This is a genomic window from Ornithinibacillus scapharcae TW25 (genome assembly GCF_000190475.1).
GTDB classification, from domain to species: Bacteria; Bacillota; Bacilli; order Bacillales; family Amphibacillaceae; genus Ornithinibacillus; species Ornithinibacillus scapharcae.
This window is the reverse complement of sequence record NZ_AEWH01000058.1, coordinates 18,463-35,380: the sequence shown is the minus strand read 5'-3', so window position 1 is coordinate 35,380 and position 16,918 is coordinate 18,463. Positions and strand designations below refer to the sequence as shown.

The following is a 16,918-nucleotide window of genomic DNA, read 5'->3' as shown; positions in this document are numbered from 1 at the left end:
ATTTATTTTAACTAGATACTATATACTACAGTCCCATTAAAGAGCCATCTTTTAATTACTCTTACCCGCTCCAGCATGCCTTAACCCTACCTTTATATTTACTTTCTTTAATATATCCGCTGGAATGTTTAGGTCGTTTTCCTTCACATTATCTTTCCAATAATTAGTATGTTGTCGAAAAAGCTCATGTTCAAAATTAAACATATCTGTTTGTCGTTCCACACTTAAGCGATAAAGATCATATATCTCTTTTTTTATCGTTTCTTTAATCTCATCAGTTAATGTATCAATTGGCAGAGGTTCTTTGTCATTTTGGTTGGAAACATATCCTTTAATATCGACACTTAATTCAAAGTCAGGCAACCCTCCATTAACATTTGCTTTCAGTTTTGTTTTTAAATCTTCAATAACAATAAAGATATGTCCCCCAAGTTCATCACTTTGAATCGTAAGTGAAGTCCGTTCTGTATCAGCAGTGATCCACTGAGCTCCCTTTAACTCCTCTAAAGGAAAAAATCCTTTATATGCTTCACCTTCCATAAAAAATGCACCATCATACATGAGCTTGGGATCGTTTTCTTCATTTTTTACCCATTGTTCCTCATTAACAGCAATTGATGGTAAATATGTTGTAAATGCCGGTTCGAAAGCTTCTCTTGCTAACCGATGTAATGCTATCGGTCTAACTAGGGAATATTGTTTATAGATATTTTTCGGATTATGAAGAATTGTTTCTAATGCACCTTTATTATAAAATCCTTGTGTAGATAGGATTTCCTTCATTTCTCCCTTCGTACCAAATACCCAAGGTGTTAAGCGAAATTCATTATAACGAATGATTCCATCAAAGATTCCTTTGAATCCATTTTCTATTGCAGATTCCGTCAGTATAATACTAGAAACATGGGACCAAATAATTCTTTCTTGTGCAGTATTGTACAAAGCGTACAAGGCATCATTTAAGGTGTTTCCTGTAGATTGGGATACCCAAATATCAGGCATTTCAGTTGTAGCACCTTCCACATTCGACAGACTAGTGAGACTAACTAGCTGGACATAAGTCACATATTGATTGTCTTGGTAATCAATTCCGATTGCTGTTGCATAATTCTTTTCTTGGATCTCTTTAATATCATTACAACCTGTTGTCAGTAATACGGTCCATACAAATATAGAAAGAGGTAGAATACGTCTCATCATTTCACTTTTCTCCCTTTTTTTGCTTTCCTGTTTGACGTCCAACTTTAATAGGGCTGATTAAGAAAATAGAGAGTATCTTATTAAATTTAAACGATACAACCGGTTCTACGTAGGATAGGGAATAGGATTCTAGTCTCGATAGGTAAACAACAATAGTTACTACCCCTAATAGGAAACCATATATACCTAATAATCCCGAAATGATTACCATATATAGACGTATAATCGTAACTGTTCCAATAATGGATTGATTAACTAATGTATAGGTAGCTACTGTTGAAAGAGCAATTACTACTATTAAAGTCGCAGAAGCTAAACCTGCTCTAATTAATGCATCCCCAATGATTAATCCACCAACAACAGCAATGGTTTGTCCTACTGGCTTAGGCATTCGAATACCTGCTTCACGTAATATTTCAAATAATGCTAGTAGAAACAAAAACTCCAGAAAAAAAGGAAGAGGCATTCCACGTCTTGCTTCTACAACTGTTGCCAAGAGATTGAATGGAATTAGATCGATATTAACAGATGCTATCGAGATCCAAAACCCCGGTAAAAAGATAGCAATCAATAAGCTAAACAACCGAAACACACGTTGAAATGCTACAAGATAATAAGGATAATGGATATCTTCAGGAGACTTCAAAAGGCTAAATATATTGACAGGCCCTATCAGAACTGTCGGCGAACCATTAACCACTATAATAAATCTACCTTTTAAGAGACATTCTACTGCAAAATCCACCCTTCCACTGGAATCATATAATGGAAATAATGACATTTTTTTATCAGATATCCATTGCTCTAATTGTCCACTACTGATAACACTTTCTACTTGTAAAGACTGTAAGCGTTGTCTTGCCTCTTCTATCGTTGATAAACTTGCTTTATGATGCAGGTAAAGTAATGAAACGGATGTATTACTAAGTGATCCTATTTGAAATGTTTCATTGTATAGGTATTCTGTATTTAATCGTTTTCGAATTAACGAAACATTCGTGTCTAGCTCTTCCGTAAATCCATCTTTTGGTCCTTTAATAGCAATTTCAGTAGAGGATTCCTCAGGTGTTCTTTGGGGAACTTTTGCTGCATTAAGTGCATATAATTGATGATCCCCTTCCTTATAAAAAATCAAATAGCCCGAAAACACCCGAGACATTACATCCTCAAACTTCCCAATCCTATACAAAGGTGGCAAATCCAGACTATTTCTATCCCCATCTTTACTTTTCAATTTTGTCATAATGGTTCGGTAATAATCATTAATTTGTATGTTATCTGTCATGCCTCTCAGATAGAAGCTAATGGATTGATTCGATGGTGTATTTGGATAAATTACTATATCAGCATAATTCGCTAAATAGTTCTTTAGTTCCTCAATCGTTAGGGATCCTTTATGCAATAATTTGTCCAAGTACATTACATCCTCAGTTGGCATTACCTCACCACCTTGTTTAACGTTCCTTTAATTTTGTTACTATAAGCATAAACATTGTAAAAGCTACACCAAATATAGCTGAAGCATAGTAGAAGTATTTTTGAATAAAATTTTGCAACCATATATCGCTGTTTTGCGGTAGTATCATCAAAATAAGAACTAAAGTAATTGCAGTAACAATAGTCCACTTTACTTTTTTATTTGGTTTGAACCACATGTCCCATAAAAGAAATATGCAAAGTGTTAATCTTATAAATGTTCCAGATATCATTTGAAATACCGCTAAGAAATCCAAATGCGAAACATGCTGACCTATTGTTACCAGACGCCACTGTTCAAAAGCTGGAAAGCGCATCTGTGATGCTACTTCTGCCCCAAAAGAGGCAATCGATCCCATGGTTGGGCCGATAACTAATATTGCTAGTGTGCTAGTGAGGAGAAACATGCTCAGATAGGATAGTGGTTTTTGAATACGGTCTTGAATTAATAACACTAAAATAATATCAGCACCAGCACCTAAAAAGATAAATACACCTCTAATCAGTGGTTCAGACCCTTCCAATAATGCCGGAAATATAAAACTATAATTCTTTTCATCAAATGTAGCAATCGCTACAAAGTCGCCTAATATAAGAACGAAAGGAACGAGTAAGAGGGCTGAATAAACAATTGTCTTCAAATTGGCACCAGCAGACCAAATACATACGATTAGAAATACGAATCCTATTACCCAAATTGAAGTATCCTGTAGAAAATATATCTGAACGGTATTTACGAAATCATTAAATGTTATTAAAGCTATGATGGAAATATAGATGGACAATAACACTAATAGAATAGAAGTTGCTGGTCCCCCTATTCGATTTTTAAGCCAAATAGAATACTTTTGATTCTTCGACCTTTTCATAATAATTACTAATAGGAAAGACCAAAGAATCAATACAAAGTAACCGATCAAGGCGGATAGCCATGCATCTCTATGGGCAACTTGCAATAAATGAGGAAGTAAAATGACATGATTAGAAATTCCTATAAACATAATTAACAAAAAGAAAATTTGGACTCTTGAAAACTTCATTGATATTAACTTCCTCTGAATATGTAATAGTTTATTTTTATAATAACCACCCAAGTCAATACTATTCTGGTCAACAAGAATAATGGGGATGTCGATAAAATAATCGCCATATTCTTCGGAAACAAGTGAAAAGGAAAATGCTTCTTACAAGCAATCAAACTTGTGAGAAGCATTTTCCCATAAAAATTTATTATAATTCAAACCGCTCACACAACAGCTGAACGGCTCTTTCCCCGTTAAACGCATCCACGACATACGAGATGCTAATTTCCGATGTCGTAACTTGATAAAATGGAATGTCTGATTCAATTAAAGTTCGGAATACCTTAGAAGCAACACCAGTCATATCACGCATCCCCGAACCAATAACGGATACCTTCACAAATCGATTTTCAATCTTGAAATATAGACCCGGATAATTCTCTTTTAATCGGGAAAAAATCTTTTGAATTTGATGTTCCTCAGTGTCTTTCATCGTGAATGATAGCTGTAATCCTTCATTATTCGCTATTTGAGAAATCATATCTACATTGACTTCCTCTTGTTCTAAGTTAATAAATAACTCATCCAGTAGCTGTATATTATTCTCCGGATAGTTCAAAGTTACATGAATCATATCCCTATCAAGTGCCACACCAGTAATGGCTTTTTTCTCTAGCATTTCCATTGTTGACATTACCCATGTTCCCTTCTCTTCTGATAGTGTTTTTCCTAAATAAATTGGAATGTTGTAGTTTTTTGCAATTTCTACGCTTCGTGAAACGAGTACCCCTGAACCTAGCGCACTCATTTCCATCATTTCCTCATACGAAACTACTTTAAGCCGCTTCGCACTAGCATAAATTCGCGGATCTGTACTATATACTCCCGCTACATCGGTATAAATCTCACATGGACATTGCTGTGCTGCCGCAAGTGCTACTGCTGTCGTGTCAGAACCGCCACGTCCGAGAGTGGTGATTTCATTATCCGTATTAAACCCTTGAAAGCCCGCAACGATTAGCACATTATATGTACCAAATAGTTCATCAAAGAGCTTTGCATTAATCTTAGAAATTTTACTCTTTAAATGATGGCCAACCGTCTCAATGCCAGCTTGGTAGCCTGTAAGTGGCTTCGACTTTACCCCTAGGTCATTGAGTATGATAGATAGATAGGAAATGGTCTGCTGCTCGCCTGTAGTAAGTAAAACTGCCAAATCCTGTTCATTTGGTGATGAAGTAATCGAGCTTACCTGCGCTAATAGCTCATCCGTCGTCTTACCCATTGCACTAACGACTACGACTAGCTCCTCCCCTTGCTCCACACGATCCTTCAAGTATCTAGCAATATCTTTAATCTTTTCCAAACTACTAACACTCGTTCCACCGAATTTAAGTACCTTTCTATTCATAAGCTTCCTTCTTTCCACGGATGGTGCTGTCACTTCCTAGAAATGGTCAGAATTTGTTTAGAGAAAAATCGTCCCAATATAACAAAAAAACAAGCCGGGGATTCCGACTTGTTTATGATCTGTCCTATATACAAGTGGAAGCACTCCATTATTACGAGAATAATGACAGACTGCATACTCTTAATATACAATCCAACGAAATCCTATCTGCAAACAGAATTCCATTTCGGCAAAGCCCCCTTTCACTTACTACTAGTTGCAGCTTTACATAGTAAGTTACTGATGACCTTTGCTCCTCATCCATTAAGTATTCAATTCATGTTGTATGTAAGTATACGAAAGTTTCTTAAGATTGTAAACTGAAATGGATTAACTTTTTAGTAACTAGATAAAATAATTGTCATTAATAAAATATACATCAATAAAAAGAGGTCTCCAAAGTGTTATCGAACAGATTGAAGCCTCTTTACCTACTAATACCGATACGCTTAAAATCAATACCTATCTATTTTACAAATAAAATCTAATCAAATTCCATCCAATAAGATTCAACTTGAGCTACTGCTCCAAAATAATTAGTTCGATATAATGTTACCAACGATTGCCCTACCACTTTCTTCTATCACTGAATTACCATTAATACTAAGCGCACTTAGTGAAACCAATCTTTTACTATTTATCTGCGTAATTGCTTTATATTCTCGATAATTCACTGACTCTTCGTTAGATTCACCAACATTCGCAAGGGGATTCTCTAATGTTTCTTTAGGATCTACGTTTACTGTTATATCATTTGTTTGCGAATAGGTCTGTGCTTTTTCCTGTTGTTGTGTTTCAACTTCCCAGCTATTTCCCTTCCCCTGATAATTTGAATTTGTTCTTGGTTCAATATTTCCCTCTCTGGCTAATACTTTTTTTGCAAAACTATTTTTTTCTTCACCACTTGCATATTCATGCTGCTTATTTCGAGTTTGATACTTTGAGGAAACTACATTAGGGAAAGATGATAATTCTCCAAAGCCACTTATACTCTTGATATTTAAGGCTGTTAACCTACCACGATGATCATATCCCTGTATAGAGCCACTGAGACTATTGACTTTATTTATTCTCAAAATAATATTCTTCCCATTTCTTAAGAACAGAACATAGATGTTTCCAGGCATTAATGAATCATGTATCAAAGTAAAAAAGCTCTTATTTCCACTCATCCCCCCTCACCCTCTCCGATTATTTTGCTCTAGTAAAGACAGTAAATCTATTAAGCGTCGTCACGTAATGATTTAATCAAATCACTAAAAGATTTGCGATTTTCATCTAATAAGTCATCTAATCTATCAAATAAAGAGTCGATATCAACTTCATCATTTTTTCTAATAAAGTGCTGGTAGAATAAGAGCATCGCATAAGCAATACCAGTATTATCAATATAAACAATACCATTTCCACTTTGTTTGACACTTGCATTACCATTTTCATTTATTAGTTCGGCAGTGAATTTATTTTCTATTTGTTCAAGATATTTTTGAACATGATTTTCAACTATTTCTTTTATTAATTTTTCTTGGCTTTCTTCCACTGAGCATCACCTCTCTTTATATTTGTATGAAACCAAATTGGCATTGTATAGGCTACTATAAGAGTATTAAAAAACCTAAAGAACAGGGAAGTTCCTCAGGTTTTTTGTGGAGACTACTCTAATCAAAAGGCGATTAATCTTCTTCTAAAGTGGAATTACCACTTTTCACAACATAAGAATTACCATTTTTTACTTCAATATAAAACTTTTGTTCATTTTCTTGATCTTGTTCGTTTTCTTGTTCCTGCTTGTTTTCTTGTTCGTTTTCTTGTTTGTTTTCTTGTTGTTGCTTTTGCTGTTGCTGTTGTAATTGAGACTCTAAGAATGCGATTAACTCTTCAATGTTAATTAAGCTCATGGATGACTCCTCCTTTCTCATACAATACACAACATCATATGAACAACACTTTACATTAGAGTGGTCAAATGAACTGATATATTTAAATCATTTAGAAATCATTGTTCAGGAAGCTAAAAAAATATGAAGAGGTAATTGCAAATAACACATTGGCATTACTATAATTCATATCAAATGAAGTAAGTATCTGTGACATTCTTTAGAACCTCGTTCACTGAAGGGTGCCTTGGCTAGATGAAGACATGAGTGTGGTGAATAGGAAGAAGCTTAAAGCCCAAGTGTATAATCAACTTTTTCTAGTAAAATGGCAATTATAGGCTTTTCCTTAATTTTTGATAAAAGAAATATAGGAATATCGAAATGTTAGTCACTCCGCCTAGATACAATATTGCCCAGTTATCTATTAATCCGAAGTATTCACCTGTAATACTCGTATAAGATAATTCAACAACCCATGTCACTGGAATAATATAGGCAAACCCTGTCCACCAGCTTTCAAACATATACGTTACTATAGGTGCGACCGAGAAAATCGAAATCAACTTTGCATAGCTTATTCCCTCTACCTTATTTTCACATAACGATGCTAGATACATTGTAATCAAAGGTCCGAATAAAGATACTACTACTAGTACTATCAACAATAGCCCCCAGTTAACCGATTCTTCCCCTATTAAAAATAAGAGTACAAGAACAGTAGAAATAATAAACGATATGATTAAAGGCAAGGTTACTCGATATCCTATAAATCCCAGTTTTTTCATCGGTGTAATTGCCATGTAATTAATGATTCCATCATCTTTTTCGTCCAACAAAAGAAAGCCTGTCAGCATGCCTATCATCATAGGTACAATCAAGACTATAAAACAAATGATTAAATCAAAATGATCCATCAACTGAAAATAGGTATACTTTGACAGCTGGATGTCCACAAATGGTATACCGAACTTGACAAGAATAAACAAATAGATCGGAATCCCTAGTACTAGTACCATTAATGGATCTCGCAGTACATTTTTCGCATCGCCCTTTAAAAACAGTTCCACTTGTTTTATATGAACTCTTCCTGTTTGAACATCCGCCCCTTTTTTCATACAGACATCTCCCTGACTTCTCCCGTATTGGAGAGAATATATTTTGAAAAGCGTATGTAAGCTATTCGATAAGCTATAAGCCCCCATAAAGTAAGTAATCCTACATGTATCATCACACTACTACTCGGTATGTGAATGGAAAAAATCCCTCCCTCTCTCCCCATTGCATACTCCAAAAGAATTAGTGCAGAATAGCTAGGCATAATCTCAAATAAACGAAATGAAATCCAATCTAAATAATTTAATACTGGAATATAAAACATAATCATACTAACAATTGCTCGGAACATAAAATGATTCATGGATGGAGAGTCGACAGCAATTACTAACCCGCACGAAGTGAAAAAGAAACTACAAAGAAGTATGGCAATCGATAAAAAAGTAACTGAAACAGTTGTATCAAGTGTAGAATACACAATAAATAAACTAGTCAGCCACGCAATAAGAGTTAAGGATACTATCTTGGACCATAAATAACTCTTTAGTTTTACTGGAGTAATGAAAAGATAGGTTAATAGCTGTTGATTTCGTTCCAGCATAACAATGGCTCCGACAAAGAAGAATCCTAACGTTCCTGGGTCTGTAAAGACAATAAATATACCCCAGAGACTGCGGAACTCCATAGGAATGAGTAGTAGAACTGTTATATAGATAGCTGTCACGAATGCATACACATAATAAAACCCATGCCTGAACTGGAATCGTACATCCTGTTTAATCAGTTTCCCTATCATGAAGTGCCCTCCCAGTTACCTCTACAAAGATATCTTCTAATGTTCTTTCAACCGTATGAATCTTAATCAGTTCATCTCCTTTTAAGATTTGTTGGAATCGCTTGTTCTGACCAAGTAGTTTTAATTGAAAATACTCTATATTTTCTTTTCCTTCTTCTTTATGTAAAACTGCAATTTCTTTTCTACTAAAAGCCTCTTTAAGGTTTTTAGGAGAATCTATTAATTTAATCTCACCCTCGACAACAAAAGCCACTCTATCACACAATGTTTCCGCAACATTCATATTATGAGTATTTAATATAATTGTTTTACCTCTTGCTTTTTGTTCTAATATAAATTTCTGCACTTTTTTCACATTAACTGGATCGAGTCCTGATGTTGGTTCATCAAGAATAATAAGGTCTGGATTATGTAGAAAGGCTCTTACAATATTCAAACGCATTTTCATCCCCTTAGAGAAATTTGAAACTCTAATATTTACTGTGTTTTCAAGAGCTACTTTTCTCAAGAGGTCTTCCAAATTTAATCTGGTGTTATTATAGAATCCTGCAAAAAATTCAAGGTTTTCTAGAGCTGTAAATTTCTGATAAAAGTTCGGTGTTTCAAAAGCCACACCAAGCTGTCTATAAAACTTACTGGATGCTTTACTCACATCCTGATTGAGGACTTTTACATTCCCTTGAAAATCCTTTAAAACACCTATTAGTATTTTCTGTATCGTACTTTTACCGGCTCCAGATGGACCCAGAAAGCCAAATATCTCTCCTTCATTAATAGATACATTAATATCCTTAATTGTTGGTGAACTATTCCCTGGATAAGTGTAAAATAAGTTCTCAACCTGTATCACGTATTTTCTCTCTCCTTAAACAGACTCAATGCAATCCCCTCTGCCATAAATTGAAGGGTTTGATCGTAAAGACTTTCACCGATTTCACGTTTGTGAATTGTCATAAGAAAAAAAGCACGCAATGCACTAGTAACCACTTCATTTGATATATTGGCATCAATTTTCCCTTCGTCTTTCCATTGCTCCAATAATGGGTTAAAGCTTAACATATCACGATCACTATGTTCTTTGAGTAGATCATTCGGGAGTTTTCGCACTAATATTTCATACTCATCTGTTGTAAACAGCCTTTGAATTAACGGATAATTTTCAATTTGTTTTACTGTCGCGAAGATTACATTCGCAAAAACAGTTGCTGTTATCTCGTTTGAATGTTTAAGTATATCGATAACATTCTGCTTAATTTCTTTCTCATCCTGCTCCAATAGCAGAAAATAAATAACCTCTTTTGATTCGAAAAAATTATAAAAAGTACCTTGAGCAATTCCTGCCATCCCAGTTAAATCCTTTATACTGGTTTTTTTAACCCCAAAGAACTAAATAGTTCTCTTCCAGCCGACATCAGCTTATTTCTAATAAACTCTTTTTCATTTTCATTAAACCCTCTTGGCACAACGCTTGCCTCCATCTCAAACTAATTTGAATATGCGTATACATACGACTATATGAATAAAAAATAAAAATATTCATATACTCATAATATTTCTTCACATACCTAGTGTCAATATTTATTTTCCCCAAATTGTGTGACTAATCCAGGGTTGTTGCCAATTCATATACTATGTATCCCCTCATGAGAGATACAAAAAAGAAGCTTCCCACAAGTTTGCTCTACTTATGAGAGGCCTCTTTCTATTTCAGTGAAATGTGTTTAATGCGGTTATGTTAGCCAAATGATAACACTTCATTCAGCTTTACCAATCTTTTGAAACCAAGAATATAATTTCATACCATAGTATAGAAACAAAAATGAACCGATAGTCATCATTGCATAGCCTTGTACCGCGGATTGAAAAATTGCTCGTTCATCTGGAGAAAGCTGGATACCAAGCAGGATGCCTAAATAAATAATGATAGAATCTCGTAACGGCTCATACCATTTGACTTTCCTCTTTTTATATAAATAAAAACTGTGAAAGGATAGTAAATAAAAGAGCAACGAATTCTCCAGAACTATCACTGAAGGACTTATCCACTATCTCCCAATGAGGAAACCAAGCGCATATCATAATAATCTGTGCCATAGATATAAGAAGTGTAAAGTATATACCGTTCTTTTGTCCTCTCTTCTCTTTTTCCTCGACCAATACTTGCTGTTCTTCTGTTAAATAGATATTTTCTAAATCATCTGCCTCTGAACCTATTACAAAGGAAAGTGAACCTTCAAACTTCTCCTTTGGAATGGACTCGATAACTTCTGGGTTGTCTGGAACCGCAGTTAAGGCTTTATCTGTATGAAAAATATCCACCCCATGCTTTTGAAATACTTCAATCCATTTATGTAGTGATTGTTGATCCCAATGAGAAAAACTTGTAACCTCTAATCGATTATCTGTACTGACACCACGGATTACTATTTTTGCCGATCGTACTGGAACAAGCTTTGTACTATCATGATGAACACTATATTTGTACTTTGCCATCATACGATAGTCCATTCCAATTAAAACATAAGTCATCTTCTCATAAGGTAGAAAAAATTTGTGTTCTACGCCTTTCCTTTTGTCTTTTGCGTAGTAATCATAACCTTGTTCACTAACACTGACCTTTATAATAAGGTCTAGGTATTTTCGTAAATTTTTGTAAGCAAACCATGAAAGTCCTAGAAAGACAACACCAATTGCAAGTAAAAGAATTGAGAACCCCAGCCCAGTCTCTGAGACTTCTAGAGCAGTTAAAACAAACATACCCATTCCTAATAAAACGAAAAGGGAGATTAACCCAATATGGCAACCAATAGCCCACTTTGGCAGCTGATTCGTAAAGTTCAAATTATCTTTCGTTTGCATTTCCATAAGCCGATACCCCCTCCTACTTCCAATTTTACCAGACACTGCATAGCACGAATTACGAATTCTAATTTTTTTAAAGATAATCGAGACTCATTAGAGTGTTTTCAATTTCCCCCAAAAAGAAAGTAATTATATTTAGAGAAGTCTAATTTATGTTCCATATACTGTTGAAAAAAGTCTTTGTTTTTACTAGTTATCCGAAAGGAACCAACAACTGGATGATCCTCTGAGAGATTAAGAGCTTTTTGAAATTCTTTTAAAGGTACCATTGAAAGGTCTTCATCACCTAAAATAGACTCATTCTCTTTAGCTGTCCATTCTATTGTTCTCATAATATCTTCTTCCGCAAGATAATATGGAGATTGATATTCTTCTACAAATAGTCCATTTTCCCTAGCGAAATCAATTCCTAATTTACACGGTTGATTGGAACCAATATACATATAGTAATCGTAGCCAAAGTGAACAAAGAAATCATCTCCTGAAATTAGAAGGCAGTGAATAAATTCACGTAATACCATTTGACAAATTATAGCGATATCTTTTTCACTGACGAGTAAATCTTCTTCAAGGATCACTTCCTTGAATTTTTCTTCAAAGAGTTCAGATGATTCATCTTGAAACCGTTCATTATCCAATAGTACTACTCGTAAGGAATTTATCTGGGATTCTTTCATAAAGCTTAAAATAGTATTAATATAAGAAGCTTCTACCTGAAAATAATCTACGATAGTAAATACCTCACCATCAAATGTCTTGCCTATTTGCGAAGAACTTATCCATTCCTCTTTGGTGTATTCTCCAAATGAATTCCTATATATAGGGTTATACTTGGTTATGCGGTATTGATAGTTAATTGCACTCGCCATTATTAGCCCACCTCCACTTAGAAACAAATCTACATTTCCCTATTACAGCTCAACCGTAATATAGTTGTTCGAATATATATTTTCTATAACCTAATATCTTTTCCAGAATACGAAGATCGATACATATCAAAATAAAATAATCTTTTATTTTATAATACAATATATTTTATTGTCAAATGATTTATTTGTGATACCTTCGAAAGAATGTTACAATAATCGTACAATACTTAATTAGCTTCGTATACCAGATTCTATTTTTGCTGAAGGACTTTGGGTACGTTTTTTTATACCTAAACTCGAGTTTGAATGTAATAACATAATCCAAGTATTACTACTATAAGGAGGGCTTGATAATGAATTTAATTAATAAAGAAGTATCGCATAAGCGATTTGGTAAAGGAAATATTGTGAATCATAACGATTCTATCATTGAAATACTTTTCGCCACCGAAAGTAAGAAGTTTGTTTACCCGGATGCGTTTGGGAAACATCTAAAATTGCATGATAAAAGTGCCGCGCATTCACTTAACATGATTATACAAAAAAGGGAATTGGAACGGGAGAAGGAAGAACAAGAAAAAGAAGTAGAGAAAAAACTCCAACTAAAAGAACAACAACTACGCTTGGAACATGAAAAGCTTATGAAGAATCATAAACTCCATCCCCAATCACAAATGGTATTTTGGTGTGATGAAGAAGAACTTGCTAAAGTCTTTACAGAGTGGAAGGTTTTTACTGACGTTATAAAAAGCGGCGTAAATAAGGGAGAGCCCAAAAAACCTACCCGTATCTATCCTAATAGTATTTGTCTTTTAACAGAGAGAGATGCTAGTAAGCCAGAAAAAGACAGACGTATCATCGGGCTTTATATGGTAAGCAAGGATTTCATTGGTAAGTTTTGTGAAGACGGTTTAATCCCTGCTCACTCCGAATACAGACTACAACTGACAGATCAAGAATCGGATAGGATGCCATTTTGGAAATACTATGTAAATGAAAAAACTCCGCACAAAATGACTTGGAATACAGGGAAATACCGTTATTTTGATAATGAATGGGTGGCCCAAATATTACGTGATATCGTTTCATTGAAGAGTGACACAGTCGATAGTGAACTAGCACAGAGATTTTTTGACTATTACTGTAGGATGAATCAGATTAGGAAAGAGGAGTTAGCTGAGCCTAATGGTGCTTTATTGCGTGCCTAGACTCTTCGTATCTCACGAATTACTGATGTGATAGCTAAGGCGGGATCGGTATAGAAAAAGGTCAGGGGATTGGCTCGTGACCTTTTCAACTCGATGATAAACACACTCCCATAATGTTTTTTCATTATAGCTTTATTTGTTAACCCCTGCTATTCATTATCTTTTCCGTTACCTTTACCCTGATTACCTTTTTCCTTATTCGGATTGCCTTTGTCGGAATTCCCTTTAGTGATTGATTTTACTTTTTCTCCAACCTCCTTATTTAGTTCTACCTCTGTTTCTACTTTGGAATTGCCTCCATCGTTACGATTGGCATTGGTATTGCGATTTTTTCTTTCACCAGCAGGATTAGTAGATGCTTGTGTCTCATTTTTCGGTTCTAGGGTTGGCGTTCTCTTTTCAACCTGCTTTTCTGGAACAGTATTTTTCCCCTGACTGTTCTGTTTAGCCTGGCTCGCCGTTTCTTGTCCTTGACTCGTTTGAAGTTTTTCTTTCATACTCTTTGGAGGAACAATAGGCGCCCCCTCTTTCTTTTCTACTTCAACCATATCCCTATCAAAGTCTTTCTGGTCCTCTCGTATCGTATTTCGTAACTCATTCACCTTATTATCGTCTGGGATTGTAGATGCAATTTGTTCTTCAATTTCCCTCACCTTACCTAACTTCTTCTCCATTTTGGCATAAGCCTTCTCCACATTCTTTGCTAATGCCGCTTTTGCCTTTGGGTTCTCTACTTTTTCCATTGCCAGTAAGAGTGCAGTAATATTTTGACTGAATTGGGTTTGCAGTTCTTGATAGACCTCACTTATAGGTTCCGTTGGTTCAGCATCCCCGTCTTCCGTAGGATCTACCTTTCCTTCAGTGTGTTCTGACAGGATTTCGCCTTCAGGTATCACCTCTGCCTCTTCCGACAAAGATTGTTCAGTCCCTTCTCCTTCCGTTACATAATCAAGTGCTAGTTCCTGGCTTTCGAGGGCTTCGTTTAACAACTCCATTGCACCTTCCATATCGCCAGCTTCAAATAATGCATTAGCTTCTGCTATGCGTTCATTCGCAAATTGGCTGATGAGTTCTGCTTTAGCGGTGTCATCAAAGGTCATGGCTAACTGTACTTTTTCGGCAATGACTTCCACAAAGTAAAAAAATCCCCGGGAACAAGACCTGGTTCATCCAATGGCACTTCTTCGGATTTTGTATCATCTGTAATTAGTTCCTCAACAATCGGCACTTCTTCGGGCTCTTCCTCGATTGAGTTGGTAGTTGTGGCTTCATCTGTTGGAGAAGTTTCTGTTTCAATAGGTTCATCAGATGTAGCTGTTTCTGGTTGAATATCCGGATTATTATTCGTTTCAACTTGTGCCTCCCCATCCAGCTCATTTGCAAAGACGGGGGTCATTCCCCCAGTAACCATAATGGATGTCACTAAAGCCCCACTCATCATCACCTTAATCGTTTTGACTTTAAGATTAGGAAACTTCTTTTTGACATATCCTACGGCTACACGGTTAATATCTTCTTCTGCTTTCTCCGTGAATCCAAACTCATCCGCAAACTCTTCAAGTGCCAAATAAGGTTTCATAATTAGAATAACCTCATAAGCACCGCCCTCTGGTTTTAATAAGTGTCTGTGAAAATACATATATTGTCCAGCCTCCATTATTTTTGAGAATTAGTTTTCCCTAACACCGAAAAAATAAAGACACATTATGGCTTAATTAGAGATTGGGGAATTAATGATGAAATCCCAAGATTTGACTACACCGAATATTTTTATAATCGCAGGGAAACATAATGCAATCAATAAATAGCGTAGAATATGTGAGTAAGAAAGGAACTGTGATTAATGGGTCCTGCATTTTGGAGTAATACGATATGGTATATTCTCCTCGGGTTAGTAACAATCATTGTATTATTCATTGTTTTCATCAAAACACCCAACCGTAAACACGTACTTTCTCTATATTTAACAGTATGTGGAATCACTTTTTTTGCATTCGAAATGATTACTTTAATGTGTTTGAAGGCGTACATATATTTCCCGAAAATCTTTACTAATCAACACAATGATTCGGTTGTAGGGAATTTGTTTTCGCAAACTTCAGTTTCGGCATCTGCCATCCTGATTACTGTCTTTAATGTTAAATTTCACTGGCAATTAATCATTGTTCTAATTTACGGCGGTATCGAAGAATTGTTTATTCTAATGGGAATATATAAACAAAATTGGTATCGGACATGGATGACTAGTATCCTTCTTCTCATTTTATTCCGCATCGCAAAAATAGTAAGCACCATCTTATCAAAACACCTAAAGCGCACTTGGCGCTACATCTTTATCTTCTTTGGATTGTGTACTTTGCACTTCCATTTAGTAACTTGGGCATCCAAGGCTGTTGGCGTTCGCAGTTTCAATGAGAATCTGTGTCCAGATAATGATTGCAGTATTGCTGTTATTGCTGCGACCTATCACCTGCTTTTAGGCATTAGCACAATGATCCTGTATTTTATGAACATCAAGTGGAATTGGAAAGCTGCGGGGATATTTATTCTTTATATCGCTCATTTTATTGCAGAAAAGTATCAAGTCTTATCAAGCGCAGATTGTTGGTTTTTTATTTTAACCTCCATTAGCATTTGGGGAATGTACTTGAATATTTACATCCTCGATCGATTATATCCGAAGCCCTTGTAGTTTGACTTGGATATTAATCAAAATTTTATAACGAAACCGGTAACTATTACTGCTATTGTTACAGGAGAGTTATGAAGGGTGTTAAATCCTTCCGTTTCACCTATAGCTTTTATTTAATTCTTCGATAACCTTTCATTCACTCGAGATATGTTGGAGCCCTAGATCATTTGGTTAATTCAATCATTCTAGTTAACTTTATAAAAAAATGAAAAACTTATAATCTTTGAAAGGCATGGAGTTTATACGCTTCAAAACATGGTCAAATTTTATTCATGAAAAAGCCTCTCAAAAGTTCAGAAAACTTTCAGGAGGCTTTATTTAGTCATTTCTAATGGTGAACAAATAATGTTATCATTCTCTCTTTCACCTTACATTAAAACCCATCATAGCATGGTTTGGAGGAGCTATCATAT

Annotated in this window: 18 protein-coding genes and 1 riboswitch; of the genes, 2 read left to right on the top strand and 16 right to left on the bottom strand. The window is 35.2% G+C overall.

Annotation, left to right across the window (positions count from 1 at the left end):
* Positions 1-51: 51 nt before the first annotated feature.
* The 14 genes from G5W_RS0115470 to G5W_RS21345 all read right to left on the bottom strand — a co-directional run bounded on the left by G5W_RS0115470 (position 52) and on the right by G5W_RS21345 (position 12,605).
* Positions 52-1,200, bottom strand: coding sequence for a Ger(x)C family spore germination protein (locus tag G5W_RS0115470; RefSeq protein WP_010098072.1), 1,149 nt, complete (start codon positions 1,198-1,200; stop codon positions 52-54).
* Between the two features lies 1 nt (position 1,201).
* Entirely contained in the window at positions 1,202-2,638 is a 1,437-nt protein-coding gene (locus G5W_RS21360) for a spore germination protein (RefSeq protein WP_010098070.1), read from the bottom strand.
* Positions 2,639-2,654: 16 nt separating this feature from the next.
* The gene (locus G5W_RS0115460) at positions 2,655-3,716 is read right to left on the bottom strand and encodes an endospore germination permease (RefSeq protein WP_010098068.1); all 1,062 of its coding nucleotides are present in this window, start codon (positions 3,714-3,716) and stop codon (positions 2,655-2,657) included.
* Positions 3,717-3,906: 190 nt separating this feature from the next.
* Positions 3,907-5,109, bottom strand: coding sequence for an aspartate kinase (locus tag G5W_RS0115455; protein ID WP_010098066.1), 1,203 nt, complete (start codon positions 5,107-5,109; stop codon positions 3,907-3,909).
* A 130-nt stretch (positions 5,110-5,239) separates the two neighbouring features.
* Positions 5,240-5,417: riboswitch (Lysine riboswitch) on the bottom strand.
* Positions 5,418-5,684: 267 nt separating this feature from the next.
* Positions 5,685-6,320: a hypothetical protein gene (locus G5W_RS0115450; RefSeq protein ID WP_010098064.1), complete on the bottom strand. Its 636-nt coding sequence runs from the start codon at positions 6,318-6,320 to the stop codon at positions 5,685-5,687.
* A gap of 50 nt (positions 6,321-6,370) precedes the next feature.
* Positions 6,371-6,688 (bottom strand): hypothetical protein, encoded by a 318-nt coding sequence (locus tag G5W_RS0115445; RefSeq protein ID WP_010098062.1) that lies wholly within the window; start codon positions 6,686-6,688, stop codon positions 6,371-6,373.
* Between the two features lie 133 nt (positions 6,689-6,821).
* A complete protein-coding gene (locus G5W_RS24030; protein ID WP_010098061.1) occupies positions 6,822-7,046 on the bottom strand; it encodes a hypothetical protein in 225 nt (74 codons plus the stop codon).
* Between the two features lie 311 nt (positions 7,047-7,357).
* Entirely contained in the window at positions 7,358-8,140 is a 783-nt protein-coding gene (locus G5W_RS0115430) for an ABC transporter permease (protein WP_010098060.1), read from the bottom strand.
* Complete coding sequence (locus tag G5W_RS21350; RefSeq protein WP_010098059.1) at positions 8,137-8,874, bottom strand: fluoroquinolone export ABC transporter permease subunit; 738 nt, start codon at positions 8,872-8,874, stop codon at positions 8,137-8,139. Before G5W_RS21350 ends, G5W_RS0115430 begins: the two co-directional genes overlap by 4 nt.
* The gene (locus tag G5W_RS0115420; protein ID WP_010098058.1) at positions 8,855-9,724 is read right to left on the bottom strand and encodes an ABC transporter ATP-binding protein; all 870 of its coding nucleotides are present in this window, start codon (positions 9,722-9,724) and stop codon (positions 8,855-8,857) included. The genes G5W_RS21350 and G5W_RS0115420 overlap by 20 nt, the downstream gene beginning before the upstream one ends.
* A complete protein-coding gene (locus G5W_RS0115415) occupies positions 9,721-10,218 on the bottom strand; it encodes a TetR/AcrR family transcriptional regulator (protein WP_010098056.1) in 498 nt (165 codons plus the stop codon). Before G5W_RS0115415 ends, G5W_RS0115420 begins: the two co-directional genes overlap by 4 nt.
* A gap of 410 nt (positions 10,219-10,628) precedes the next feature.
* On the bottom strand, positions 10,629-10,883 hold the full coding sequence (locus G5W_RS0115405; RefSeq protein ID WP_010098053.1) for a hypothetical protein: 255 nt from the start codon (positions 10,881-10,883) through the stop codon (positions 10,629-10,631).
* Entirely contained in the window at positions 10,840-11,739 is a 900-nt protein-coding gene (locus tag G5W_RS0115400; protein WP_010098052.1) for a hypothetical protein, read from the bottom strand. The genes G5W_RS0115405 and G5W_RS0115400 overlap by 44 nt, the downstream gene beginning before the upstream one ends.
* Positions 11,740-11,840: 101 nt before the next feature.
* Entirely contained in the window at positions 11,841-12,605 is a 765-nt protein-coding gene (locus tag G5W_RS21345) for a DUF7683 domain-containing protein (protein ID WP_010098051.1), read from the bottom strand.
* Positions 12,606-12,958: 353 nt separating this feature from the next.
* On the opposite strand from G5W_RS21345, the gene G5W_RS0115390 reads away from it, so the two are divergent.
* Entirely contained in the window at positions 12,959-13,813 is an 855-nt protein-coding gene (locus G5W_RS0115390) for a hypothetical protein (RefSeq protein WP_010098050.1), read from the top strand.
* Positions 13,814-13,962: 149 nt separating this feature from the next.
* On the opposite strand, the gene G5W_RS22940 is transcribed toward G5W_RS0115390, so the two are convergent.
* A complete protein-coding gene (locus G5W_RS22940) occupies positions 13,963-14,946 on the bottom strand; it encodes a DUF5667 domain-containing protein (RefSeq protein WP_010098048.1) in 984 nt (327 codons plus the stop codon).
* Positions 14,916-15,452 carry a hypothetical protein gene (locus G5W_RS0115380; protein WP_010098046.1) on the bottom strand — a complete coding sequence of 179 codons (537 nt, stop codon included), beginning with the start codon at positions 15,450-15,452 and terminating at the stop codon, positions 14,916-14,918. The genes G5W_RS22940 and G5W_RS0115380 overlap by 31 nt, the downstream gene beginning before the upstream one ends.
* 204 nt (positions 15,453-15,656) lie before the next feature.
* Here G5W_RS0115380 and G5W_RS0115375 point away from each other — a divergent pair, with 204 nt between their 5' ends.
* On the top strand, positions 15,657-16,505 hold the full coding sequence (locus G5W_RS0115375) for a hypothetical protein (protein ID WP_010098044.1): 849 nt from the start codon (positions 15,657-15,659) through the stop codon (positions 16,503-16,505).
* Positions 16,506-16,918: the final 413 nt, after the last annotated feature.